Source organism: Paraburkholderia mimosarum LMG 23256 = NBRC 106338, assembly GCF_000739815.1.
GTDB lineage: Bacteria > Pseudomonadota > Gammaproteobacteria > Burkholderiales > Burkholderiaceae > Paraburkholderia > Paraburkholderia mimosarum.
Map to the genome: position 1 here is coordinate 131,778 of NZ_BBJJ01000007.1, position 24,051 is coordinate 155,828.

A 24,051-nucleotide genomic window follows, 5' to 3' on the forward strand; every position below is an offset into this window, starting at 1 on the left:
ATTGCCGCGTCTGCCATCGTGCGTGCCGCGTTCATCCGCTCATGGCCACGCAGCCTGCGCCCCGCCGGAGGTCCTGGTGCGCCGCCGCAACTGCATGGCGGCGGCGCGTTCGGACGGTAAAGCCACTTCGTTCATGACGACTTGCGCACGCGCAGATACCAGTCACACAGCAACCGGACCTGCTTCGGCGTATAGCCCTTCGCCACCATGCGGTTGACGAAGTCTTCGTGCTTGCGCTGCTCTTCCGCCGATCCTTTGGCATTGAACGAGATAACAGGCAAAAGTTCTTCCGTGTTAGAGAACATTTTCTTCTCGATCACCACGCGCAGCTTCTCGTAGCTGATCCACGCCGGATTCTTGCCGGCATTCGCCGCGCGCGCGCGCAGCACGAAGTTCACGATCTCGTTGCGGAAGTCCTTCGGGTTGCTGATGCCCGCTGGTTTCTCGATCTTCTCCAGTTCGGCGTTCAACGCCGCGCGGTCGAAGCTTTCGCCCGTGTCGTGATCGCGGAACTCCTGGTCCTGGATCCAGAAGTCGGCGTAGGTGACATAGCGGTCGAAGATGTTCTGCCCGTATTCCGAATACGATTCGAGGTAAGCGGTCTGGATCTCCTTGCCGATGAACTCGGCATAGCGCGACGCCAATACGTCCTTCACGAACGACAGATACTTCTGCTCGGTTTCCGGCGGGAACTGTTCGCGCTCGATCTGCTGTTCGAGCACGTACATGAGGTGCACCGGATTCGCGGCCACTTCCGTCGAGTCGAAGTTGAACACGCGCGACAGGATCTTGAACGCGAAACGCGTGGAGACCCCGTTCATGCCTTCGTCCACACCGGCGAAGTCGCGGTATTCCTGGTAGGACTTCGCTTTTGGATCGGTGTCCTTGAGATTTTCGCCGTCGTACACCTGCATCTTCGAGAAGAGGCTGGAATTCTCGGGCTCCTGCAAGCGCGTGAGCACCGACATCTGCGCCATCATCTTGAGCGTGCCAGGCGCGCATACGGCCTCGGCAAGCGACGAATTGCGCAACAGCTTCTCGTAGATCTTCATCTCTTCCGAATAGCGCAGGCAGTACGGCACCTTCACCACGAAGATACGGTCGAGCAGGGCTTCATTGTTGCGGTTGTTGCGGAACGCCTTCCACTCCGACTCGTTCGAGTGCGCGAGGATGATGCCGTTGAACGGAATCGCGCCGAATCCTTCGGTGCCCTTGAAGTTGCCTTCCTGGGTGGCCGTGAGCAGTGGGTGCAGAACCTTGATCGGCGCCTTGAACATTTCGACGAATTCGAGCAGGCCCTGATTCGCGAGGCACAGGCCGCCCGAGTAGCTGTAGGCGTCCGCGTCGTCCTGCGCGTATTGCTCGAGCTTGCGGATGTCCACCTTGCCGACGAGCGACGAGATGTCCTGATTGTTCTCGTCGCCAGGCTCGGTTTTCGCGATGCCGATCTGACGCAGGATGGAAGGGAAGCGGCGCACCACGCGGAACTTGCGGATGTCTCCGTTGTACTCGTGCAGGCGCTTCACCGCCCACGGGCTCAGAATGCTCCTCAGATAGCGGCGCGGAATGCCGTACTGCTCTTCGAGTATGGGACCGTCTTCGTCGTAGTCGAAAAGCCCTAGCGGAGATTCGTTCACGGGCGAGCCCTTGATCGCGTAGAACGGCACGCGCTCCATGAGCTGCTTCAGACGCTCGGCGATGGAAGACTTGCCGCCGCCCACCGGGCCGAGCAGATAGAGGATCTGCTTCTTCTCTTCGAGTCCTTGCGCCGCATGGCGGAAGTACGCGACGACCTGCTCGATCACGTCCTCCATGCCATAGAACTCGCGGAATGCTGGATATACCTTGATGACCTTATTCGCAAAGATGCGCGACAGGCGCGGATCGTTGCGTGTGTCGATCTGTTCGGGTTCGCCGATTGCCGTCAGCATGCGTTCGCCAGCGGTGGCGTACGCATTGGGATCTTCCTTGCAGAGCGCGAGATACTCCTCGAGCGAGAACTCCTCCTCTCGCGTTTTTTCGAAGCGGGTCGCGAAGCTGCTGTAGATATCCATGCTACCTCCTCGCCTAGATCTGCGACCGATGTCGTGCGCGGCGCGCTATTCGGAAACGACATCGCTCAAATTCATCCTAAACCCTTTTGAAATTTTTCGCACCGTCAAATCGCGCCTGATGTGCCTTCGAAGCTAAGCATTATTGAGCGCTTGGAGCACGCCCGGCAACGACTTACAATCATCTTCCCGCTGGTGCAAATTTCAGACCGGAATTGCGCTCCCTCTCACATCTCGTGCCCACCTGTCGCCATGTTTCGTCGGGCAGCGCGTTCGCTGCAATACAGGGTGCAGTACGTCGTTGCGCCAGTTTATCGACTGGTTTTCGCCGCGTCATGTGCACTGCGCGGAGTTCGGCGGAGTTCGGTATACGCAGCGCTACCTCATCAAACGCATCAGCACGGCGTCGGTGCACACCCGCTTGTTACGAACCGTTAGCCCGCAACCACCGAAGCATGACTCCGCAGACGTTGTGCGCGCGCATCAAGGCCATTTTTTTCCCGTTTTACGCGTCGATCTCGCCAGCGTCGGTGACCTGCCGCGCATTCGACGGCAGCCTGAACCGGCGCCGACAGCCTTGGCCGGCGTAATGGTTTTCCCGCGCCAAAAAACACACGATGTGCGACCCACTCTGAACATGACGCACGTGACAGGTTCCCGGGTCTGCGCCCGGCCGCCGCATGAGGCGCATAAAAAAGGCCGCCACGCAAAGCGCGGCGGCCCTTCGTCGGGTAAATGTGACAAGCTGGTGTGACTGCGGAAAACGTGGCGCACTTCTGTTACATCTCGCGCCCCTCAGGCGCAGCAAAGAGAACTAGACGAACTCGACCTCGACTTCGCCCAATCCGTCGATGTGACCGTGCAGGAGCCCGGGACTATCGATGCGGTGCGCACCCACATAGGTGCCGGTCGTAATCGTCCACTCGGGCTCGATCATGATGCCCATCGCGGCGCAATGATTGACGAACCAGACGAGCAGTTCGCGCGGGTCGCCGGCAGGGTTACCAGGCGCCTCGGGCACGAGGGAGACGCCGTCGAACGTCAGTTCGAGCTCCGGTGCGACGAAATCGAGTGCGCGGGCCAGCGTCGGGTACGCCAGCGCGTGACCTGTCACGAGTGCGCCGTTGTTCTGCGCGTCGGCGAGCTGCGCGAGCGGTGCGACATTGGGCCATTGCGCGAAACGGCTGTCGACGATTTCGATTGCCGGCAGCACCTGGGCAACACGAGCGAGCACCTCGTCGCGTGCATAAGCTTCGGCACGCGGTGCGATCGGCTCCGAGAAACGAAACGCGATTTCCAGCTCCACCAGCACGCGGAAGAACAGACGGCGCTCCAGCCGCGCCGGCGAGGCGTGCACGTGGGGCGCCGGGATCGGCGCGCCCGATGCGGGACCGCCCGGCGTGCGAGCGCCGACCTTCCAGCCGCCCGTGGTCGTTTCGAGCCCGGCGAGCACCTTCTGCTGAATCGCGTAAGCCGTGGCTGCGTCCGGCGGCACGCGTTCCGGCTCCAGGGTTTCGATCAGATGATGATGCCGGCGCGCAGTCACGAGGCGTTGCGCGAGATCGTCATGCGTCATGTCGGGTTCCTTTTTGTGCTGTCGAGCGGCGCCGGCGCTGAAGGCCGGCGCAATCAGTCCTGCATGGCGCAGTGCGCCCCCTCCGTTGCGCAGCGGCGCGGGCCCTTGGATACCATCGCTTTCCCGGAACCACCTCGTGAGGCCCGGGCTCGGGCGAGCGCCCCGCTCCAGGCGACGTCGCTGGCAAGCGCCGCTGGGCGCCGCAGTGTAGCGCACCAACCCGGCCGCGAAGGTGACACGGCTGACAATGTACCGTAACGGCGCGCGCATGGCGCATCGGGGGGCCGTTCAGCGTGGTCGAAGGCACAAAAAAGCCGCTGCGTCGCAGCGGCTGGCTGGCAGGCGCGGCAGCCTCAAGTGCCGCGCATGACGGGCTGGAAAGGAGCCCGGAAGGCGTTCAGAACGTCTCCCAGTCGCCATTCGAGGCGGCGCCGGCCGGCACCCCGCTTGCGGAGGCGACGGCGGCCGGCCGGGCAACCGCCTGGGCGCCCGCAGACGTCCGGCGCGGTGCGCGCTTTGCCATGGCGGGCATGGCGGCCGCGACGGCGCCAGCGGAAGCCGGACGAGAAACTGGACGCGAAGCCGCCGTGTGCGGCGCTCGCCCCAGCGCAGGCTGATCCGACGCTGGGGCGAGCGCGCCGTCATCGAGGCTGAACACAGCGACGGCCGCGCGCAGCCGGCCCGCCTGGTCCTCGAGCGACTGCGCCGCGGCCGCCGCCTCCTCGACAAGCGCCGCATTCTGTTGGGTCACTTCATCCATCTGCGTGACGGCGCGCGCGACCTGGTCGATCCCGCCCGACTGCTCCTGCGAAGCCGCGGCAATCTCGCCCATGATGTCGGTCACGCGCTGCACGGCGCCGATGATTTCGGACATTGTGCGGCCCGCCTCGTCGACGAGCGCCGAGCCGGCCTGGACACGCTCGACCGACGTGTCGATCAGCCCCTTGATCTCCTTGGCCGCCGCCGACGATCGCTGGGCCAGGCTGCGCACCTCTCCCGCCACCACGGCGAAACCGCGCCCTTCCTCGCCCGCGCGCGCCGCCTCGACGGCTGCATTGAGCGCAAGGATATTGGTCTGGAACGCAATGCCTTCAATGATGGTGATGATGTCGGCGATTTTGGCCGAGCTCTCGTTGATCTCGCCCATGGTGCCGACCACCTGCGTGACGACGGAGCTGCCCTTGTTGGCAATCTCCGAGGCATTGGCTGCGAGGGTGCTGGCCTGGCGTGCATTGTCGGCGTTCTGCTTCACGGTGCCCGTGAGCTGCTCCATGCTGGAAGCGGTCTGCTGCAGCGCCGTAGCCTGCTCTTCGGTGCGCGACGACAGGTCGATATTGCCCGCGGCGATCTCACGCGTGGCCGTGGCGATCGAGTCCGTGCCGGCGCGCACCGAGCGCACCGTTTCCGTCAGGCTGCGCTGCATTCGCGCGACACCGCCAAGCAGTTCGCCCATTTCATCGTTGCGCCGCACGACCACGGGCCGGCGGAGGTCGCCGGCCGCGATGGCCTGAAACGCGCCGAGCGCGTCGCGAAGCGGCTCGGCAATGGCGCGGCGCAATGAAAAGAACGAGTACACCGCCGCGCCGATGCCTACCAGAAGCGCAGCGATGGCCGCGATGCGCAGTTGCGAGAATGCCGCCTCAGCCTCGTCGAAGCCCTTTTGCGCTTGCGTCATCTGAAACTTGTCGAGGACGGCGTCCGCTTTGGAGAGCGCGTCGTAGGCCTCCTTGAGCGCCTTGGCGCCTGCCACCACCTTAGCCTGGTCGCCCGACTGGACGTTCGCGCCGAACTGGTCCGCGACATGATGCAGGGCTTCGCGCCGGGCCGCGACGTCCTGAGCGAGGCGCTGTTCCTCCCCGTTGTGCGGCAGCGCCGTGTATTTTTTCCAGAAGTCGTCCGAAACGCCACGCAGCATGTGCGCACGCTCGATCGTCGCGGCGGCGTCGGGCGTGCCGGCCTCGAAGACGGCGCGGTCGAGTGCAAGGCGCTCGCGCGCCGCGTAGATTTCGGCCAGGTTGACCGCGTGCGAACTGGGCATCTGGTCCGTGAACGTCTCGCGGTACGCTTCGTTCGAACGCGTGAGGCCGAGCAGACCCACGCTGCTAATGACGACGATCAACGTCGCCAGGAAACCCATTGTGATACCGATGCGCGCCTTGATGCTGATGCCCTTGCCCATGTCGCCCCCAATGCTTGTGTTGTGACCGGGCTCGATGCCCGATATTGAGTTGGCACTCTAAGCGGCGTTAACGGCAAAGGGCTTCAGGGCCTTGAAATCTGTATATGGTATGAAGTATTAGGGATTTACACCGAGGGCACTGTGCGACCAAAAATGTAAAGAGCCGCTCAGCCCGCCACTTCGGCAAACGTGGGGATGGACGGCTGCGCGCCCGCGCGCGTAACCGATATCGACGCCGCACGCAGCGCAAACGCGATGGCATCGAGCGCCGCCGCGCCCGTGGCCAGACGCGCCGCCAGTGCGCCAATGAAGGTGTCGCCGGCCGCCGTGGTGTCAACGGCCCTCACCCGCGGCGCGGGCAAATGCACGGGCGCCGCGCCGTCGAGCAGCGCGCACACGCCCCGTGCGCCGAGCGTCACGAGCACGTTGTGCGCGCCCGCCTCGCGCAGCGCAAGCGCGGCGCGCGCGGCCTCGTCCGGCGTGCCCGCCGCCAAGCCGGTCAGCATCGCCGCCTCGAGTTCGTTTGGCACGACATAATCGACGAGCGCGAGCCACGCCGCCGGCAGCGGTCCGGTGGCAGGCGCCGGATTGAGGATGGTGATCTTGCCGAGACGCCGCGCGGCGGCAAGCGCGGCCGCCACGGCATCGGTGGGCGTTTCGAGCTGGCAGACCACCACATCGGCCTGCGCGAGCACGGCCTCGTGGCGCGCGATCGTCTCAGGCGTGAGTTCGCCATTGCTCCCGGCAACGATGACGATGGCGTTCTGGCTCGCGTCGTCCACGATGATGAGTGCCACGCCGGTCGGCGCGCTCGCGGACGTTTCGAGCGCGCCGCAGTCGATGCCTTCGGCCACGAGCCCCGCGCGCAGCACGTCGCCGTTGCTGTCCGCGCCCACTCGGCCAATCATCGCCACGTGGGCGCCGAGGCGTGCCGCAGCCACGGCCTGGTTGCCGCCTTTGCCGCCCGCCACCTGCGCGAATGCGCTGCCCGCTAGCGTCTCGCCGGGGTTCGGCAGCCGCGGCGCGCGCGCAACGAGATCCATGTTCAGGCTACCCACCACGGCCACGCGCCCGCGCGCGCCCGCTGGCTTTGATGCATCAGTCGTCACGACGCCTCCTCGATGGCTGCTGGTGTCGGGCACCGCGTCGGGCGCGGTTTGGGTTATGGGCCAATGGCCCGGGCCGTCCCTGGCTCAGGCCGCAAGCGGCGCAACATCCTCCGCCCCGCTCCACGGCCCTGTCGATTCGCGGGCGAAGAGTGTGGGCGGCATCACGCGGCGGCGCACCTTCGCGTCATCCGCGCGGGCGCTCGCAATGCGCTCGATCAGTGTGAGCGCCGCCATGTCGCCGAGCGCGCGCGCCGGTTGGCCGACTGTGGAGAGCGTGGGCCAGGTGAAGTGGCCGAGCTCGATGTCGTCGAAACCGATGATCGAGCAGTCACGCGGCACGTGCAACCCGCGCTCGGCCGCCGCGCGCAACGCCCCGATGCCCATCATGTCGTTGCCGGCGAAGATCGCCGTCGGCCGCACGGTGTCGAACAGTTGCGCCGCCGCGCGGTAGCCGCCCGCACCGGAAAAATCGCTTTCGACGATCGCGTCCGGCGCGATCTCCACGCCGCGCTCGGACATGGCGCGCAGGAAGCCATGCATGCGCATCGCGCTCACCGCGGCGGTGACCGGCCCGGTGATGCAGCCGATGCGCGAGTGTCCGAGCTCGAGAAGGTGCCGCGTGGCGAGCCAGGCGCCCCGCTCGTGGTCGATCTGCACGAGATCGGCGTCGAGCCCTTCGATGTTGCGGTCGATGACGACGAGCGGCTCGCGGGCATCGGCGAGCGTCGAGGCCAGCACGGCGTCGTCCCCGGCCGAGGCGACGATGAGGCCGTCGATGCGCTTTTCCTGCAGCACGCGCAGGTAGTTGCGCTGCTTGGCCGGATCGTCGTCGGAGTTGCAGAAGAACACGCAGTAGCCCTTGCGCGCGCACGCATCTTCCACGCCGCGCGCCAGCTCCGCGAAATACGGATTGGTGCCGTTCGGCACGAGCAGCCCCACTGTCGCCGTGGCGCGCGCCTTGAGCGAGCGCGCGACCGCCGACGGCACGTAGTTCAGGTCGCGGATCGCGCGCTCGACCTTGGCCCGCACGTCCGCCGACACCGGACGCGAGTTGTTCACCACATGCGACACCGTCGTGAAAGATACCCCCGCCACGGCGGCCACATCCTTGATCGTCGCCATCTGTATGTTGCTCCTGCTTTTCTGCAGCCCTGTTGCTGCCGGCTCTATGCGCGCCCGTTGTTGGTATGGTCAGGCGTCGCTTTCCCGGTCATTTCCGCCGGCCCGCGTTGCACTGCGGGCCGCGCCCTCGTAAACGTTGTTATGTCCTGCTACCGCTTGCTGCCTCGCCGGCTGCGATACGTATCGAGCACGACCGCGACGACGATCACCGCGCCAGTGATGATGCGCTTGGTGGGTTCGTTCGCGCCGATCTGGGCGAGCCCGGCGGCCAGCACCGAGATGATCAACACGCCGAAGAACGTGCTGATCACCGAGCCGCGCCCGCCCATCAAGCTCGTGCCGCCGATCACCACCGCCGCGATCACCTGCAGTTCCAGACCCACGCCCGCGTTGGGATCGGCGGCTTCGAGGCGCGAGATCTGGAAGAGTGCCGCGAGCCCCGCAAGCGCGCCCATCAACGCGAAGACGATCACCTTGTAGGGTCTCGGATCGACGCCCGCCAGACGCACCGCTTCCTCATTGGTGCCGATGCCGACCAGATAGCGGCCGAAGACCGTGCGCGTAAGCGTCAGCTGCGCGATCACCATCACGGCCACCGCGATCAGGAACGCCGGCGAGATGCCGAAGGCGATCGGGTTCGAGAGGAAGTCGAACGCGTCGCCGATATACGCGGTGCGCGAATTCGTCATCTGATACGCAAGGCCGCGCGCCGCTTCGAGCACGCCCAGCGAGACGATGAACGAAGGAATGCGCCATCCCACCGTGACCGCCCCCGTGAGCGTACCCGTGGCCGCCGCGGCGAGCAGACCGAGCAGCGCCGCCGGCAGCGCGCCCCAGCCCCACTTGAGCGCCGCCACGCTCACCACCGAGGCCCCCAGCGCGAGCACGGAGCCCACCGAGAGATCGATTCCCGCGATGATCAGCACGAAGGTCATGCCCACGGCCATCACCACGAGATCGGGTATCTGATTGGCGATCGTACTGAACGTATCGTACGTGAGGAAGTGCGAACTCAGCAGCGAGAACAGCACGATCATCGCCACCAGCGCGAGCGCGAGGCCCAGGTAGTTCGACAGGCCAAAGCGCGTGCCCACTGGCTTGCCGCTCGCCGCTGCAGCATGTGCGGCCGAATCGGGCACGCTGGCGGACAGACTTTGGGACGAACCGGTTCGTCCACCGCTTTTGTCGCCCTGGGGCGACGGTTGCCCGCGCAATGGCTCGTTCGTCATCAAGCGCTCCCTCGTGGGTCGTTTTCCTGCTGCGCGTTTCGCGTTTGCACGCTGGCTCGCATGCCGGCCACGCCAGGCGTCCCGGGCAAATCCGCGGCGTCGGCCAGCAGCGCATCCTCGGCGCGCAGACCGGCGAAAGCGGCGGCCAGCAGCTTGTCCTGGCTCCATTCGTCGCGACCGTAGATGGCCGTCATCTTCCCCGCCGACATTACGCCGATCCGGTCGCAGATCAGCATCAACTCGCGCAGGTCGCTCGACACCACCACGAGCGCGCGTCCCTCGCGTGCGAGCGCGCCCAGCAGCGCGTAGATGTCGAACTTCGCGCCGACGTCGATGCCGCGCGTGGGCTCGTCGAACAGCACGACGCGCATCGACTGTGTGATGTCGCGCGCGAGCCAGCGGCCGATCACGACCTTCTGCTGGTTGCCGCCCGAGAGTTCGCCCACCGGCTGCGCGGGCCCGGCCGTGCGGATGCGCAGCGCGTCGATCTGCGTGCGCGCGAGGGTATTCTCGCGGGCGGCGTCCACCACGCCGTAGCGCGACACGGCGCGCACGTTGCCTAACGTCACGTTGGCAGCGACCGGCTGCGGCAGCAGCAGCCCTTCGCCCTTGCGGTCCTCGGTGATGAGCGCGATGCCTAGACGCACGGCGTCGACGGGCGAAGCGATCTGCACCGGCTCCGGCGCCGCGCCGGGCCGCGGCGCCAGCGCCACGGTGCCGCGCTCCATGCGGTCGGCCCCGTAGATGAGCCGCATCAGCTCCGTTCGGCCCGCCCCGATCAACCCCGAAATGCCGAAAATCTCCCCCGCGCGCACTTCGAACGACACCTCGCGCACGGCCTTCGCCCGCGTGAGCCCTTCCACCTTCAGGAGCGGTGCGCCGATGCGCCGCTGGCCCAGATCGATGCGCTCGCCAAGCTCCCGCCCCACCATCAGCGCCACGATGCGCTCGGGCGTGAGGTTGCACATGGCATCGACGCGCACGAGCTTGCCGTCGCGCAACACCGCGACGCGCTGGGCGATGCGCTCGAGTTCTTCGAGCCGGTGCGAAATGTAGACGATCGCCACGCCGCGCGCCTTCAGCCGCGCAATCTGCTCGAACAGCAGCTCGACCTCGCGAGCCGTGAGCATGGCCGTGGGCTCGTCGAGGATCAGCACGCGCATGGCATCCGCGCTGCCCGGACCATCGGCGGCGCCGATCAGGTTGCGCGCGATCTCCACGAGCTGCTGATGCCCGATGCCAAGCTCGCCCACCAGCGTATCGGGGTCGATCGCCTCCAGCCCGACCTGCGCCATCGCCGTCCGCGCGTTCTCGCGCAGCCGCTTGCGATCGATCCAGCCGAAGCGCAGCGGCCCCGACTGCGGCAGGCGATCCAGAAAAAGGTTCTCCGCGACGGTGAGCGTGGGCAGCAGGTTCAGCTCCTGCATGACCATGCGCACGCCGAGCGCCTCGGCTTCGCGGCGGCTCGCCGGCGCGTACGGGCGTCCCATCAGCGTCATGCTGCCGGTGCTCGGCGCCGTGAGGCCGCTCACGATCTTCGAGAGCGTGCTCTTGCCGGCGCCGTTTTCCCCCGTGAGCGCAAGCACTTCGCCGGCGTGCAGCGCGAGGCTGACGTCGGCGAGCACCGGCTGCTCGTAGGTCTTGCCGACGCCCGAAACCGCAAGCACGGCGGGCGAAGGTGACCCTACATCGGGGGCATTTGCATCCATCACGATCCTGTAGTCGCGAGCGGCGCCGCCGGGTCGAACCGGCGCATGCGCAGCCCGGATGCTGCGGGTTGCGCCGCCGCACGCTCCGGTAGAGCGGCCTCAAACGGCGCGCCGGGCAGCGATTCGCCGCTCGGCGACAGACGGCCGCCCATGCGGCCATCCCGGTACAAATAACGGCCGCGCGGCGGGATTCTTGAGCGTTTATTGATTTGCACGCGTAAGAGCCCCTCGCGCCGCCATGTATCGGGGCGGCGCGGGGGCGGCGCTCGGGCCGCGCGGCCGCGCCGGCTTACTTCGTGACGAGCACCACGGGCGTTTCGACGATACCCGAAAGCTCCGACTGCTTCTTGTGCTCCTTGAGCGCCTTCAAGGCCGTATCGATGCCGAACACGGCCTGCTTGGCCGCGAACTGGTCTGCGGTGGCGAGCACGCGGCCGTCCTTGAGCATCGGCTTGATGGCGCCGATGTTGTCATAGCCGACCACGTACACCTTGCCCTGCTTGCCCGCGGCGCGCACGGCCGACACGGCGCCGATGGCCATGTTGTCGTTGCCGCACAGGAGCGCCTTGATGTCCGGATACTCGTTGAGCATGGCGGCGGCCACCGCGTTGCCCTTGTCGATCTCCCACTCTCCGGACTGCGTCGACACGATCTTCGCGCCGACGGCCTGCATCGCGTCCTTGAAGCCCGCGGTGCGCTGCTGCGCGTTGGTCGTGGTGGAGACGCCTTCCACGATGGCCACCGGGTCGCCCGCCTTCAGCCGCTTGGCGAGATAGTCGCCGACGAGGCGCGCGCCCTTGCGGTTGTCGGGGCCGACGAATGGCACGTTGAGGTCCTTGGACTTGAGCACGTCGGAATCGAGCTTGTTGTCGATGTTCACGACGATGATGCCGGCGTCCACGGCCTTCTTCACGACCGGCACGAGCGCCTTCGAATCGGCTGGCGCGAGCACGATGGCGTCGACCTTCGAGACGATCATCTGCTCGACGATCTGGATCTGCGCGGCCGTGTCGGTTTCGTTCTTGATGCCGTTGGTGATGAGATCGAAGTCGGCGGAGTTGTGCTTCTGGTATTCCTTCGCGCCGTTCTCCATGGTGAGGAAGAACTCGTTGGCGAGCGACTTCATGACGAGCGCGACCTTCGGCTTGCGTGCCTGCGCACGGGCGGCGAGCGGCCATGTGCCGGTGACGGCCGTGGTGGCGAGCGCGGTGCTGGCAAGAAGGATGCGGCGGCGAATGCGGGAGTTCATTTTCGAAAGGCTCCGGTTTGTCGGGCCCGGATGGGCCCTGCTTTCTGGTTATGCGCAAACGTTCTCTGCCGGCCCATTCTCGGTGCAGGCGCTTCGTGGTGTCAACTTCGCGATGTCGATGGCAACAGCGGCGGCCATGCGGCGCCGCAGCAGCGCGAGCCGAGGGACGCCCGGCCCCTTCAGAGCCAGTTGATCCGGCGAAAGAGGAAAAACAGGAATACGTCGATCAGGAGCATGACGGCGAGGCAGATCTGGTAGCCGAATCTGAAATGAAGCTCCGGTATGTGCTCGAAGTTCATGCCGTAGATACCCGCGATCATCGTCGGCACGGCGAACAGCGCGGCGAACGAGCCGAGCCGCTTGGTGACCTCGTTTTCCGCAAGCGAGATCATGCCGAGATTCACCTGGATGGCCGTGACGATCATCTCGCGGCGCCCGTCGATCATGTTGGACACCCGCACGAGGTGGTCGTAGACATCGCGGTAATAAGCCTGCATGCCCACGCAGATCTGCGGGATACGACCGCCCACGAGCTTGCCCACGGCGTCGACGAGCGGCGTGACATGGTGCGCCAGGATCACGAGGCGGCGCTTGAGCGAATAGAGATCCTCGATGATCGCCCGCGAGCCCGCGAGGTCGTGCTTCTCGAAGATGCGGTCCTCCAGTTCCTCGATCTCGGCCGAAAGCGTTTCGATGACGGGCGCGTAGCGGTCGACCACGCTATCCATGAGCGCATAGAGCACGAAACCCGAGCCTTCGCGCAGCAGCTCGGGCTCGCGCTCACAGCGCGCGCGGACATCGGCGAAGCCCTGCTGCGCGCGGTGGCGTACGGAGAGCACGAAATTGGGGCCGGCGAAGACATTCACCTGGCCCGTGATGACCTCGCCGTCGTCGTCGAGTTCGAGCGTGTGGAGCACACAAAATAGCGTGTTGCCGTATTCCTCGATCTTCGGCCGCTGGTTGCCGTTCATCACGTCTTCGATGGCGAGCGCGTGCAGGCCGAACTCCTCCTTCATCGCCGCCATTTCGCCGGCGTCGGGGTCCTTGAGCGCCACCCAGACGAAACATTCCGGCTTGACCAGATAGTCGCTGATGGCCTCGACCGGGACGTCGGCCAGTTTCTTGCCGCCTTGATACGCGACGCAGTTGATGAGCATGTCGTTTATTCCGGACGGCGGGGCGCGCCCGCGCCGCTTCGAGTTGCACCGGTTGACCAGTGTAAGGTGTTCAGTGGACCGGCGGCGCCCACGCGCGGTTCCCCCTCATCTCCACACAACCTACTGCGCGACGCGCCGGATGCCGATGCGATGATCCTTGTCGAATGTGACGCTCGCACGGTTCGAATAGCGCGGATCCACGAGGAAACGCAGTTCGAGCACGGGATCGAACTGCGTCGTCACGCCGATGCGGTGAATACCGGGCTTGAGGTAGAACGTGACGTGCTCGCCGTCCATCAGATCGGTGACGGGCTCGCCGTCGATGTAGACCGGCGCGTCGCGGAACTTCACGATGACGTTGCGCGTGCGCTCGCGGCGCACGTCCACGGCGACGAGGCCCTCGCCCGCCTCCGTATAGCCTGGCCGCAAGATACGCTCGGCCGGCACGGCCTTGAATGGCTGCGCCGGCGCAGGTTCTTCGGCACAGCCGCCGAGCCCGAGCACCGTCACAGTGGTTAGCGCCGCTACGGCGGCGATGCATGCAAGCAACCTGCGCGATGGCATGGGCGCTTTCCCCTTGTCTTGCCTGGCCTTCGGTGGCTTCGTTGGCTTCGTTGCCCGGTTCGGGCCCATGATATCCGCACGGGCGCGTCGTGCCGATGATCGATGTTATATGCTTCGGAGATCGCGCGACAGCGCGCAACATGAGCGTAGGGGAGGCAAAAGCGATGTGGTACTTCTCGTGGATCCTCGGCATCGGCGTGGCGCTCGGCTTCGGCATCATCAACGTGATGTGGCTCGACGCCAACGGCAAGTTCCTCGACGGGCACGGCCCGGGCGGCGCGGAAAAAGCCGGCTCCCAGCAGGCCGACACGCAGCGGGGCGAGGCACCGCGCCCGTGACGCGACTGGTTTTCCTCTGCGGCCACGCCGGAACCGGCAAGACGTCGCTCGCCAAACGCCTGTTCGGCCCGCTCGCGCGCGAGACCGGCGAGCCGTTCTGCCTGCTGGACAAGGACACGCTTTACGGCCGCTATAGCGCGGCCGCGATGGGTGCGCTCACGCAGGACCCGAACGACCGCGACAGCCCGCTCTTTCTGCAGCATCTACGCGACCCCGAGTACCAGGGGCTCATCGACACCGCTCGCGAGAACCTCGAACTGGGGGTGAGCGTGCTCGTGGTGGGGCCGCTCTCGCGGGAAGTGCGCGATCGCAAGCTGTTCGATCGCGCGTGGCTGAATGTCGGACCGCAGGTTGCGATCACCGTGGTGTGGATCCATACGAGCGAGGAAACGGCGCACGAGCGCATCATCGCGCGGGCGCATCCGATCGACGCCTACAAGCTCGCTCACTGGGACGAATACCGGAAGCGGCGCTTCATGCCGTCGGGGGCGCAGCTCGACGGTCTCATCCTGTTCGACAACACCGCGCCCGCCGAAGCCGACTACGATGCGTTGCTGCAGCGCATCGTATCGGCTGGCAGGCCAGGCACAGGACAGTCAGCGCCGTAAGCCGTCAGGCCGGCACCTTTGCGCGAGCCTCGAGCGTCGAGCCTTCGTACACCTGGCCGAAGCGGTTCGCGAGGAACTGCTGGAGCGAGACCTGCTCCTGACGCACGAATCCGGCTTGCGGCAGGCGCTTTTCGCGGAACAGGTCGAGCACGGCGCACATCGCGCCGGCCGTGGTGATCTGGATCGCGCTCATCGGCACGCCGCACACCGTCTTCGCGAAGATCTTGCGCGTGAACACTTCCTGGACGAGCTTGCCATCGCGCATGCCGGTGACGGTCATGAAGATGAGCACGACATCCTGCTCGGTGGCGGGCACCGAGCGGCGCATGATGGCCTTGAGCGTGTCGCGGTCGCTCGAAAGGCGCAGGTCTTCGAGCAGGAACTGCATGAGCGCGCGATGGCCCGGATACCGCACCGACTTGTAGTCGAGCGACTCGACTTTGCCCGAAAGCGTCTCGCAGAGCGTGCCGAGGCCACCCGACGTATTGAATGCTTCGTACTCCACGCCGTCGAGCGAGAAATGCTCGAGACCCTCCAGCGGCTGCACCCACTGCGTGCGCCCGTCGCGAATCGCTTCGCATGGCTGACAATATTCGTTGATCAGGCCGTCCACGCTCCACGTGAGGTTGTACTTGAGCGCGTTGGTGGGGAACTGCGGCAACGCACCCACGCGCATCTTGACGTCGCGGATTTCGGTGAAGCGGCTCGCGAGCGCGTGGGCCGCAATGCCGATGAAGCCGGGCGCCAGGCCGCATTGCGGCATGAAGACATGATCGGCGCCATCGGCCAGCGCGCGGATTGCGTGGGTGGCGCGCACGTCCTCGGTCAGATCGAAGTAATGGACACCCGCGCCCTTCGCCGCCGAAGCGACGTTCACCGCCAGGTAATACGGCAGCGCGTTGATGAGCACGTCATAGCCTTCGAGCGCGCCGCGCAGCGCGGCGGCGTCGCCGGAATCGACTCGCGCGGTCGGGATGCCCTGCGCCGCGAGCGGCTCGAGCGCCTTCGCATCGCGGTCGAAGGCCGCCACTTCGTAATCGCCGCTTTCGCGCAGCATATGGGCAATGGTGTGGCCGATCAAACCGGCGCCTGCAATTGCGACTTTCATGTCCTCTCCTTTGGTTTTCTATGCTTGGGGATGGGCAGCGCCCGCTCAAACACAGTCTAGGGAGAGTCAAAAACGGTTCCTAGATGCAAAACGATGCGCTACGACCGCAGTTTTCGTCATTCTGACCATGAACTTCGTCGGAATGTCGAAAAGCGCGGATTTCGATGCGCAACGCGCCGCTTTTCAGCCGCGACGGCATCCCACTTCAGCCCGTCACGGAACCGCGATCGATCTTGCGCGCGAGCACGATGGACGTGGTCGTTCGCTCCACGCCCGGGATGCCGCCGATCTGGTCGAGCAGGTCGTTGAGCCGGTCGGGCGAATCGGCGCGCAGCCATGCAACGTAGTCGTACTCTCCGCTCACCGCGCAGAGCAACTGCACTTCGGGCATCTTGCCGAGCCGCTTTTGCACGTCCGGCCCGTGGCGCGGCGCGATGATGAGCCCCACCCACGCCTGCAGGCTCGCATCGAGCACGTCCTGGCCGAGCCGCACGCCATAACCGGCAATCACCTGCGTGCGCTCGAGGCGCGCGATCCGCGCGAGCACGGTGGTGCGCGCGACGCCGAGGCGCCGCGCGAGATTCGCAACGCTCTCACGGGCGTTTTCCTGCAGCAGCGCAACGAGGCTGCGGTCGAGGTCGTCGAGTTGATCGAGGCGCGGGGGTCTCATCGGGAGGCGGTCGGTATCGGTAGTCGGAAGGCGGACATTATCGCGCGAGGCCAGGCGCGTCGTGTCCCATGCACGACGGGTATTTCCACGCGTTTCGTTTGTAAGCAAGTGTCGCAGCCGGGGCGGAGCGAAGCGATAACGTGATACTAATAGCGGCTGCAGCCGTTCTGGCCGTGCTATCGCTACGAAACACCCGCTACGAAACACCCGCTATGAAACGATTCGAGGAGTCACAATGAAAAAAGCGCTTGTCATCCTTGCCGCCTCGCTCTCGATGAGCGGCGCGTTTGCGCAAAGCGCCGCGCCTGCCGCTTCGGCCACCGTCGCGGCCACCGCCGCGGCCGCATCGAGCGCCGATGTGCGCGCCGCGCAGCATCAGCAGCGTGTCGAGGAGCGCATCACGTGGCTGCACACGCAGCTCAAGATCACGCCCGAGCAAGAGCCGCAGTGGAAGACGTTCGCCGACGTCATGCGCAGCAACGGCCAAACCATGGGCGCGCTCTACAAGCAGCGCATGGAAACCGAAAACACGCGCAACGCGCTCGACGACATGAAGCAGTACGCGCAGATCGCCCAGGCGCACGCCGAAGACATGCAGAAGCTCGTCACCGCATTCGAGCCGCTCTACACGAGCCTTTCGCCCGAGCAAAAGAAGCTCGCCGACCAGACCTTCCGCCACGGCCACGAGCATGAGCATGGCCAGTCGGGCAAAGCGACGAAGCCGAAGCACAAGAGCAAGTCTTCGCCAGGCGCCGCGGCAAGCGACGCCGAGCCGGCCAGCACGCCGGCTGCGCAGTAAAGCCCCGCAGTAAAGCCCGGCAGTTAAGCCTCGCAGTTAAGCCCCGCTGTTAAGCCCGGCATTCGGTCCGAGGCGGGCGCAGCGCCCCGTCGATCGGCCCGGCGCCCGTGCTGCCATTCGTGCGCGGCAGTCCAATCCAGGTTACCCTTGCGGGCCACGCGACGGACCGGCGCACTCGCCCGTCCGTCGCTTCCCTGGAACACGACTTTTGGGAAGCAGGTCCGCTGCTGCCACCATGATTGAACTGACCCAACTCGACCTGCGCGGCGACGCCGCCGCCCAGCGCGTCGTCAAGGACGAAACCGTGAGCGTCGAGTTCGCGGCGCTTGCCGGCGAACTGATGAGCCTCGAAGGCCCGAACCGCTATGCGCCTGGCGACGCGATCATCACCGGGTCGACCGGCGACCGCTGGGTCGTCTCGCGCGAACGCTTCGACGCGAAATACCTGCCGGCCAGCGATGCGCTCTCCCACGGCGAAGCAGGCGCGTATCGCAATCGCCAGGTCGTGGTGCTCGCAAAGCGCATGGACGAACCCTTCACGCTCGTGCGCTCGGCCGGCGGCGACCGCCTGAGCGGCGTGGCCGGCGACTGGGTCATGCAATACGCGCCTGGCGACTACGGCGTCGTGCAGGCCGCCCGTTTCGCCAAGGTCTACCGCCTCGCCGACTGAGCCTCTGGCGATCACGGAGCGGGCGCGCCGCGCCCCTTCCTTCGTCGCTTCAAGCAACCTCAGGCAAATTCTTCGTCCAGCGCGATCGTCACTTCGCGCGGCACGTCCTCGCCCTTCGCGTGCTGTTCCTCGAGTGATTCGATCGTCGCCTCCACGTAGGCGCGCAGCACGGCGAAGCTGCGGCCGCGCAGCCGCGGCGGCAACGCACGATAGCGGGCGAGCGCGGCGGGCGCGAGCGCGATGGTCAGCACCATGCGGCGCGCCTTCGAGCCGAAGCGCATGGCAACCCAATGCACGGCCAGTTGCGGCACGCCTTCTTCACTTCGTTCTTCGGCAAAGCGCGTCTGCTCGGGGAAGATGTCGGCGATCACACGTGCGAGCTCATCGAATTCGGGGCTCGCGCATTCAAACAGATAGGCTTCCATTGACGCCAGAAAAGTGAGTGATGGAACACGCGCGCTCACGCGGCGCGCGCAACGCGCCGCTCGCGGCGGCACGTCCTGAAAAGCACGACGGCGACCACGGCAGCCGCCACCGCATAAAAGCCGTCCACGGCCGCGAGCGGCGCGAGACGCGCCTGGTACATCGCGGCGGGCACGTCGATGAGCGCGTGCACCAGAATCGCGAGCGGCAGAATCCCCTTCCATCCCGCCCGCACGCCGCGCCACATCAGCACCGACAATGCGATCTGGAACACGAATGCCGCCGTGCGCTCGATCGCGAACACGCCCGCGAAAAGCGGCGAAAGGCTCGAAAGAATCAGATGCACGCGCAGGACAGAGTCCAGCGTGAGGTTGGAAAGGTGCTCGTCTAGATTGCCGCGATTGGCGAGCACCGCGAACACGATCCATTGCAGTTGCACGAGCACGCCGACGAACCACGCCTCCGCACCGGCATGGCCAATACCGTAGGCGAACGCGGCGCTGTCTGCGGGGATGTTGGGCTTGCGCGCAGCGCGGCGCTCGATGAGGCGCATGGCGATATAACGCCCGACTTCCTCGCACACGCCCGCGGCGAACGCGCCGTACAGGACGAAGAAGACGGGATTCGCCGTCAGTTGCGCGGTGGCGGCGTTCCCGTGCAGCACGTAGTCGTTGAGGGCACGCTCGATCACAGCCGCGAAGAACGCGAAGACGGCGACGCCCGCGATCGTATCGCGCCAGTCGAGCGCGAGCGGCTGGCGCAACCGGCGATAGAGCGATACGGGCAAGGCGGCGACGAACAGCGTCGCGAGCGAGAGGCAAACGAGCGTGATCGGGGCTACGGACATGGGCTTCCTTATGACGTTCGGCACGCATCGACGCGCACCGCAGCCCGAATGATCGCAGATATCGGCCACGGCGCGCAGCCCTGGCGGCGCGGCGACGTGCGTCTAGTGTCCATTGCGCGGTTTCCTGCCGCGCGGTCCATGCACAAAAGGCGTTCTGGCTGCCGCTGCAATCACCCTAATGTCGACGCCCTCACCACGAGTTCGCCCTCGAACGCCGCCGAGCGGGCCGCGAGGGCGGCACCCTCGATGCGTTCGTGCAAGAACTCCACCGCGCGGTAGCCTATCTCGCGCGTCGGCTGGCGTATCGTGGTGATGCCGGCAAGCTCGGCCCAGTCGGGATCGTCGATGGCGATGAGCGCCACGCGCTGCTGCCAGTGCGCGCCGAGCGCCGCCTTCAGATGGAGCGCAAGGCGCAGCGCCACTGGCGCGTTCGCCGCGAATAGCGCGCAGCGCGCCCCGCTTGCGGCGGCGCGGGCCAGACGGGCATCGAGCGCCGCGAGCGAGATTTGCACAGCCGCTTCGTCCTGCAGATCGAGCACGTGCGTGAGGCCGCGTGCCGCTCCCCCGGAGGCCTGCATCGATTCGCGAAACGCCGCTTCGCGTTCGCGCCGCGAGCTGACCTGCGCGAACGGCTGCACGACGAACACGATGTCGTGGTAGCCGCGCGACAGGAGATGCTTCGTGCCAAGATGCACGGCCGCCGCGTTGTCGAGACCGACCATATCGGCATCGAGACCGTCTACGGTCCGGTCGATCAGCACGGCGGGAATGCCGCCGCCGCCCACGGGTTTGAGCATCGACTCGCGCACGCCGAGCGCGTTGACGATCACGCCTTCCACGCGATACGTCGTGAGCAACTGGAGATAGCGCCGCTCCATTTCAATCTCGTTCGCCGCGTGGCAGATGAGCGGCATGTAGCCGAGCGCATGACATGCGGCCTCGACGCCCTGGAGCACCTCCACCGAATAGGGATTGGCGAGATCCGCGAGCAACAGGCCGAGCAACCGGTTGCGCCCACGCTTGAGGCCGCGCGCCATCTGGTTGGGGCGATAGTCGAGGCGCTCGATCGCCGCTTCGATGCGTGCGCGCAAATCGGGCGATAGCACGCCCAGCTCGCCGTTCAGATAGCGCGAGATGCTGGTCTTGCCGGTGCCGGCCTCACGCGCCACATCGCTGATGGTGGCGCGGCGCGCAGGCGCGGCCCCAGCGCGCTTTTCCGCACCATCCACGCCATCGGGGCGCCCCGGTCCCGCGCTCATCGCGCGAGCACCTCGCGGTTGACGATGTTCACGTCGAGCGTGCCTGCGAGCGCCGCGACGAGGTTCCGGGCCGCGCAGCGCGCCATGGCGTGGCGTGTCTCGTGCGTGGCGGAACCGATGTGCGGCAGCGCCACCACGTTGGGCATGCGCAAAAGCGGTGAAGCGGGATCGACCGGCTCGTGCTCGAACACGTCGAGGCCCGCGCCGTGGATCGTGCCCGCTTCGAGCGCCGCGATCAACGCCGGCTCGTCGACGGTCGCGCCGCGCGAGGCGTTGATGAGAATCGCGCTCCTTTTCATCTTCCTGAGCTCTTCGGCACCGATCAGGTGACGCGTGGCCGCGGTGAGCGGCACCTGGAGGCAGACGAAATCGGCGCTCGCGAGCAGTTCGTCGAGCTCGACGCGGCGCGCGCCATAGTTGCGCTCGGCGGCTTCGTTCGGACTGCGGTTCGTGTAGAGCACCCTCATGTCGAAGCCGAGCGCCGCGCGCCGCGCGACGGCGCCGCCGATGCGTCCGAGCCCCACGATGCCGAGCGTTTTACCCTGCACCTCCACGCCGTATTGCGCGGGCCCGATACTGCCCTTCCAGTGCCCCGCCTTGACCCAGTCGGCCAGCTCGACCACGCGGCGAGCGCTCGCGAGGATGAGCGAGAACACGGTGTCGGCCGTCGATTCGGTCAGCACGTCGGGCGTGTGTGCGAGCACGATCCCGCGCTTCGTGAGATCGGGCACGTCGAACTGGTCGTAGCCCACCGAAATCGTGGAGAGCGCCCTCACGCGCGAGCCCTCCAGCATGTCGGGCGTGATCTTCACGCTCGCACCGATCGCACCGTCGGCGTCCTTGAGCGCGGCGGCCAGCGCGCCGGGCGCGTCGGCGTCGACAGTTACGACTTCGGCGTGCTCGCGCAGGTAGTCGGCCACATCGGCGGGCACGGCTTTGTAGACAACGATTTTCTGCTTCATGGGTCAGCCAGGTGATGTGCGTTATTTGCCGTGAACCGCCGTGGCGTAGCCACGCGCGGCCTCGCGCTGCGGCTTGACGGCGAGCGTGAGGCCGACCGAAACGAGCAGCGCCGCGCTCATGAACGCATAGGATGCCGCAGGCGAGCCCGTCGCGCCATTCAGATAGCCGACCACATAAGAACCGACGAACGAGCCGAGCGCGCCCATGCTGTTGATGAGCGCCATCGCGCCGCCTGCCACGTTCTTCGGCAGCAGCTCGGGCACGATCGCGAAGAACGGGCCATACGGCGCGTACATCGCCGCGCCCGCCACCACGAGCAGCGCGTACGAGACCCAGAAGTGCGTCGAGCCGAGCGCGTACGAACCCGCGAAGGCGAGCGCGCCGACCAGCAGGAACGGCCACACGAAGGCGCGGCGGTTGTCGAGCTTGTCCGAGGCCCACGAGGCGGCGAGCATGGCGATGGTCGCCGCGAGATACGGCATGGCGGAAAGCCAGCCGGTCTCGACCATGCCGAGCGCCGAGCCGTTCTTCACGATCGAGGGCAGCCACAGCACGAAGCCGTATACGCCGATGCTCCAGCAGAAGTACTGCGCCGAGAGCAGCATCACGGCCGGTGTGCGAAACGCTTCGGCGTAATTGCGCACCGGCTTGATGGCGGCCTGCTCGGCGCGCATCGCGGCGTCGAGCACGCGCTTTTCATCGTCGGAGAGCCAGCTCACCTGCGCGGGCTTGTCGCGCACGAGGAACCACCAGCACACGGCCCACAGGATGGCGGGCGCGCCTTCGGCGATGAACATGTGGCGCCAGCCGAACGAGTGCACGAGATAGCCGGAGACGACCGACATCCACAGCACCGTGACCGGGTTGCCGAGGATGAGGAACGTATTGGCACGCGAGCGTTCGGACTTCGAGAACCAGTTGCTGATGAAGATGAGCATGGCTGGCATCACGGCGGCCTCGACCACGCCAAGCACGAAGCGGATCGCCATGAGCGACGGAATGTTCGTGACGACGCCCGTGAGCGCGGCGCAGCCGCCCCAGAGCACGAGGCTCACGAACACGAGCGTGCGCACGCTGCGGCGTTCGGCGTACACGGCGCCCGGCAGCTGAAAGAAGAAATAACCGAGGAAGAACAGCGCGCCGATCAGCGAGGAGAGCCCCGGGCTGATGCCGAGATCCTTGTTGATGCCGGCCGCCGAGGCGAAACCGTAGTTGGCGCGGTCGAGGTAGGCAAGGCTGTACGTGATGAACACGATCGGCATGATTGCCCACCAGCGGCGCGGTGCGAGCGAGGTTGAGGTCATCGGTGTCTCCAGTTGAACGGGGCCTGGCACCGGCAGTGCTGCCCTCTTGTTTCATGTCGGTTGGCGCACGCCTAGCGAATTCGCTCCGCGTTGCGCCGCTTTTTACCGCTCTGCTACGCTGCGGCCACGGCGGCAGTGCCCGCACGCGGCTGCGCGCCTTCGAGCGCATCGAGCTGCGCACGCGTCGGCAAGCCTTCCGAGTCGCCGATCACCTGCACGGCCAGCGCGCCAAGCCGATTGCCGCGCGCGACCGCTTCGGCCAGCGCGCGCCCTTCGAGCAGCGCGCTCACCACGCCCACGGCGAAGCCGTCGCCGGCGCCCACCGTATCGACCACGCGCTCGACGCGCTGCGCCGCCACGCGGCCCTGCTCGCCGTCTGCGCTCGCGTAATACGCGCCCTGGGCGCCAAGCTTCACGATCACCGCGCGCGCGCCGCGCGAAAGATAAAACCGCGCGATCGCTTCGGGATCGTCCGAGCCCGTCAGCACGCGGCCTTCGCCCACGCCCGGCAACACCCAGTCGGCGAAACTCGCGAGTTCGTTGAGCGTGGCGACCATCTCGGCCTGCGAGCTCCACAGCGTCGGGCGCAGGTTCGGGTCGAACGAGATCGTGCGGCCCGCGGCGCGCATTTCGCGCGCGAGCTTGAACGCGAGTTCGCGCGACGACACGGAGATCGCGGGCGCCACGCCGCTCAGGTGCAAATGGCGTGCGCCGAGCACGTAATCGGCCTGGTAGTCGCTGGTCGAGAGCTGGCTTGCCGCGGAGCCTCGGCGGAAATATTCGATGGCCGGATCGCTGCCGTCGTCGTTCTTCGACTTGAGCTGGAAGCCGGTCGGAAAGCGGGAATCGGTAGTCACGCAGCGCGCGTCGACGCCTTCGTGCGCGAGCACGTCGCGCACGAACTGGCCGAACGAGTCGGCGCCCACGCGGCTCATCCAGCCCACCTTGAAGCCAAGGCGCGCGAGGCCGGTCGCGACGTTGAGCTCCGCGCCCGCCGCGCGCTTCGTGAAGTGCCCGACCTGGGCGAGCGGCCCCGGCTCGGTGGCGACGAACATCGCCATCGCTTCGCCGTAGGTGATGACATCGAGTGTGGTCATGAGGCGATCCTGAATCGTAT

General features: G+C 66.4%; 23 protein-coding genes. 5 read left to right on the forward strand and 18 right to left on the reverse strand.

Translation table 11 applies throughout. The features are described from left to right. Positions 1-131: 131 nt before the first annotated feature. On the reverse strand, positions 132-2,054 hold the full coding sequence (locus BMI01S_RS08200; protein ID WP_028211520.1) for a PrkA family serine protein kinase: 1,923 nt from the start codon (positions 2,052-2,054) through the stop codon (positions 132-134). Between the two features lie 298 nt (positions 2,055-2,352). On the opposite strand from BMI01S_RS08200, the gene BMI01S_RS40710 reads away from it, so the two are divergent. Continuing rightward, a complete protein-coding gene (locus BMI01S_RS40710; protein ID WP_154671276.1) occupies positions 2,353-2,805 on the forward strand; it encodes a hypothetical protein in 453 nt (150 codons plus the stop codon). A 60-nt stretch (positions 2,806-2,865) separates the two neighbouring features. On the opposite strand, the gene BMI01S_RS08205 is transcribed toward BMI01S_RS40710, so the two are convergent. From BMI01S_RS08205 to BMI01S_RS08245, 9 genes are all read right to left on the reverse strand, one after another. Beyond that, positions 2,866-3,627: a 2-keto-4-pentenoate hydratase gene (locus BMI01S_RS08205; protein WP_028231284.1), complete on the reverse strand. Its 762-nt coding sequence runs from the start codon at positions 3,625-3,627 to the stop codon at positions 2,866-2,868. Positions 3,628-4,024: 397 nt separating this feature from the next. After that, complete coding sequence (locus tag BMI01S_RS08210; protein ID WP_028231283.1) at positions 4,025-5,806, reverse strand: methyl-accepting chemotaxis protein; 1,782 nt, start codon at positions 5,804-5,806, stop codon at positions 4,025-4,027. A 167-nt stretch (positions 5,807-5,973) separates the two neighbouring features. Next, a complete protein-coding gene (gene rbsK, locus BMI01S_RS08215; protein WP_036018720.1) occupies positions 5,974-6,915 on the reverse strand; it encodes a ribokinase in 942 nt (313 codons plus the stop codon). Between the two features lie 84 nt (positions 6,916-6,999). After that, positions 7,000-8,037: a LacI family DNA-binding transcriptional regulator gene (locus BMI01S_RS08220; protein WP_028211516.1), complete on the reverse strand. Its 1,038-nt coding sequence runs from the start codon at positions 8,035-8,037 to the stop codon at positions 7,000-7,002. Between the two features lie 149 nt (positions 8,038-8,186). Continuing rightward, a complete protein-coding gene (locus BMI01S_RS08225; RefSeq protein ID WP_028211515.1) occupies positions 8,187-9,266 on the reverse strand; it encodes an ABC transporter permease in 1,080 nt (359 codons plus the stop codon). Further along, positions 9,266-10,975 (reverse strand): sugar ABC transporter ATP-binding protein, encoded by a 1,710-nt coding sequence (locus BMI01S_RS08230; protein WP_081723438.1) that lies wholly within the window; start codon positions 10,973-10,975, stop codon positions 9,266-9,268. The genes BMI01S_RS08225 and BMI01S_RS08230 overlap by 1 nt, the downstream gene beginning before the upstream one ends. Positions 10,976-11,264: 289 nt before the next feature. Then, entirely contained in the window at positions 11,265-12,224 is a 960-nt protein-coding gene (locus BMI01S_RS08235) for a sugar ABC transporter substrate-binding protein (RefSeq protein ID WP_028211514.1), read from the reverse strand. A 179-nt stretch (positions 12,225-12,403) separates the two neighbouring features. Further along, positions 12,404-13,381, reverse strand: a complete 978-nt coding sequence (gene corA, locus BMI01S_RS08240) for a magnesium/cobalt transporter CorA (protein ID WP_028211513.1) — start codon at positions 13,379-13,381, stop codon at positions 12,404-12,406. A gap of 120 nt (positions 13,382-13,501) precedes the next feature. Continuing rightward, entirely contained in the window at positions 13,502-13,945 is a 444-nt protein-coding gene (locus BMI01S_RS08245; RefSeq protein WP_028211512.1) for a hypothetical protein, read from the reverse strand. 164 nt (positions 13,946-14,109) lie between these two features. On the opposite strand from BMI01S_RS08245, the gene cydX reads away from it, so the two are divergent. Continuing rightward, positions 14,110-14,283 carry a cytochrome bd-I oxidase subunit CydX gene (gene cydX / locus BMI01S_RS42910; RefSeq protein ID WP_051381430.1) on the forward strand — a complete coding sequence of 58 codons (174 nt, stop codon included), beginning with the start codon at positions 14,110-14,112 and terminating at the stop codon, positions 14,281-14,283. Continuing rightward, positions 14,280-14,891, forward strand: a complete 612-nt coding sequence (locus tag BMI01S_RS08250) for an AAA family ATPase (protein ID WP_028211511.1) — start codon at positions 14,280-14,282, stop codon at positions 14,889-14,891. Before cydX ends, BMI01S_RS08250 begins: the two co-directional genes overlap by 4 nt. Before the next feature lie 4 nt (positions 14,892-14,895). Here BMI01S_RS08250 and BMI01S_RS08255 read toward each other — a convergent pair whose 3' ends face one another. Next, entirely contained in the window at positions 14,896-15,999 is a 1,104-nt protein-coding gene (locus BMI01S_RS08255; RefSeq protein WP_028211510.1) for a saccharopine dehydrogenase family protein, read from the reverse strand. 205 nt (positions 16,000-16,204) lie between these two features. After that, positions 16,205-16,669 (reverse strand): Lrp/AsnC family transcriptional regulator, encoded by a 465-nt coding sequence (locus tag BMI01S_RS08260; RefSeq protein WP_028211509.1) that lies wholly within the window; start codon positions 16,667-16,669, stop codon positions 16,205-16,207. 235 nt (positions 16,670-16,904) lie between these two features. On the opposite strand from BMI01S_RS08260, the gene BMI01S_RS08265 reads away from it, so the two are divergent. Both BMI01S_RS08265 and BMI01S_RS08270 read left to right on the forward strand, forming a co-directional pair. Next, entirely contained in the window at positions 16,905-17,468 is a 564-nt protein-coding gene (locus BMI01S_RS08265; protein ID WP_028231282.1) for a Spy/CpxP family protein refolding chaperone, read from the forward strand. A 235-nt stretch (positions 17,469-17,703) separates the two neighbouring features. Beyond that, positions 17,704-18,138, forward strand: coding sequence for a PGDYG domain-containing protein (locus BMI01S_RS08270; protein WP_028211507.1), 435 nt, complete (start codon positions 17,704-17,706; stop codon positions 18,136-18,138). 59 nt (positions 18,139-18,197) lie between these two features. Here the strand turns inward: BMI01S_RS08270 and BMI01S_RS08275 are convergent, their stop codons facing one another. The 6 genes from BMI01S_RS08275 to BMI01S_RS08300 all read right to left on the reverse strand — a co-directional run bounded on the left by BMI01S_RS08275 (position 18,198) and on the right by BMI01S_RS08300 (position 24,031). Continuing rightward, positions 18,198-18,563 (reverse strand): DUF3022 domain-containing protein, encoded by a 366-nt coding sequence (locus tag BMI01S_RS08275; RefSeq protein ID WP_028211506.1) that lies wholly within the window; start codon positions 18,561-18,563, stop codon positions 18,198-18,200. A 35-nt stretch (positions 18,564-18,598) separates the two neighbouring features. Then, positions 18,599-19,408 (reverse strand): YhfC family intramembrane metalloprotease, encoded by an 810-nt coding sequence (locus BMI01S_RS08280; RefSeq protein WP_028231281.1) that lies wholly within the window; start codon positions 19,406-19,408, stop codon positions 18,599-18,601. Positions 19,409-19,578: 170 nt separating this feature from the next. Further along, complete coding sequence (locus BMI01S_RS08285) at positions 19,579-20,667, reverse strand: substrate-binding domain-containing protein (protein ID WP_042288869.1); 1,089 nt, start codon at positions 20,665-20,667, stop codon at positions 19,579-19,581. Next, complete coding sequence (locus tag BMI01S_RS08290; protein WP_028231279.1) at positions 20,664-21,629, reverse strand: 2-hydroxyacid dehydrogenase; 966 nt, start codon at positions 21,627-21,629, stop codon at positions 20,664-20,666. The genes BMI01S_RS08285 and BMI01S_RS08290 overlap by 4 nt, the downstream gene beginning before the upstream one ends. Positions 21,630-21,650: 21 nt before the next feature. Beyond that, positions 21,651-22,934, reverse strand: coding sequence for an MFS transporter (locus BMI01S_RS08295; RefSeq protein ID WP_028211502.1), 1,284 nt, complete (start codon positions 22,932-22,934; stop codon positions 21,651-21,653). 113 nt (positions 22,935-23,047) lie between these two features. Then, a complete protein-coding gene (locus tag BMI01S_RS08300) occupies positions 23,048-24,031 on the reverse strand; it encodes a sugar kinase (protein ID WP_028211501.1) in 984 nt (327 codons plus the stop codon). Positions 24,032-24,051 lie beyond the last annotated feature (20 nt).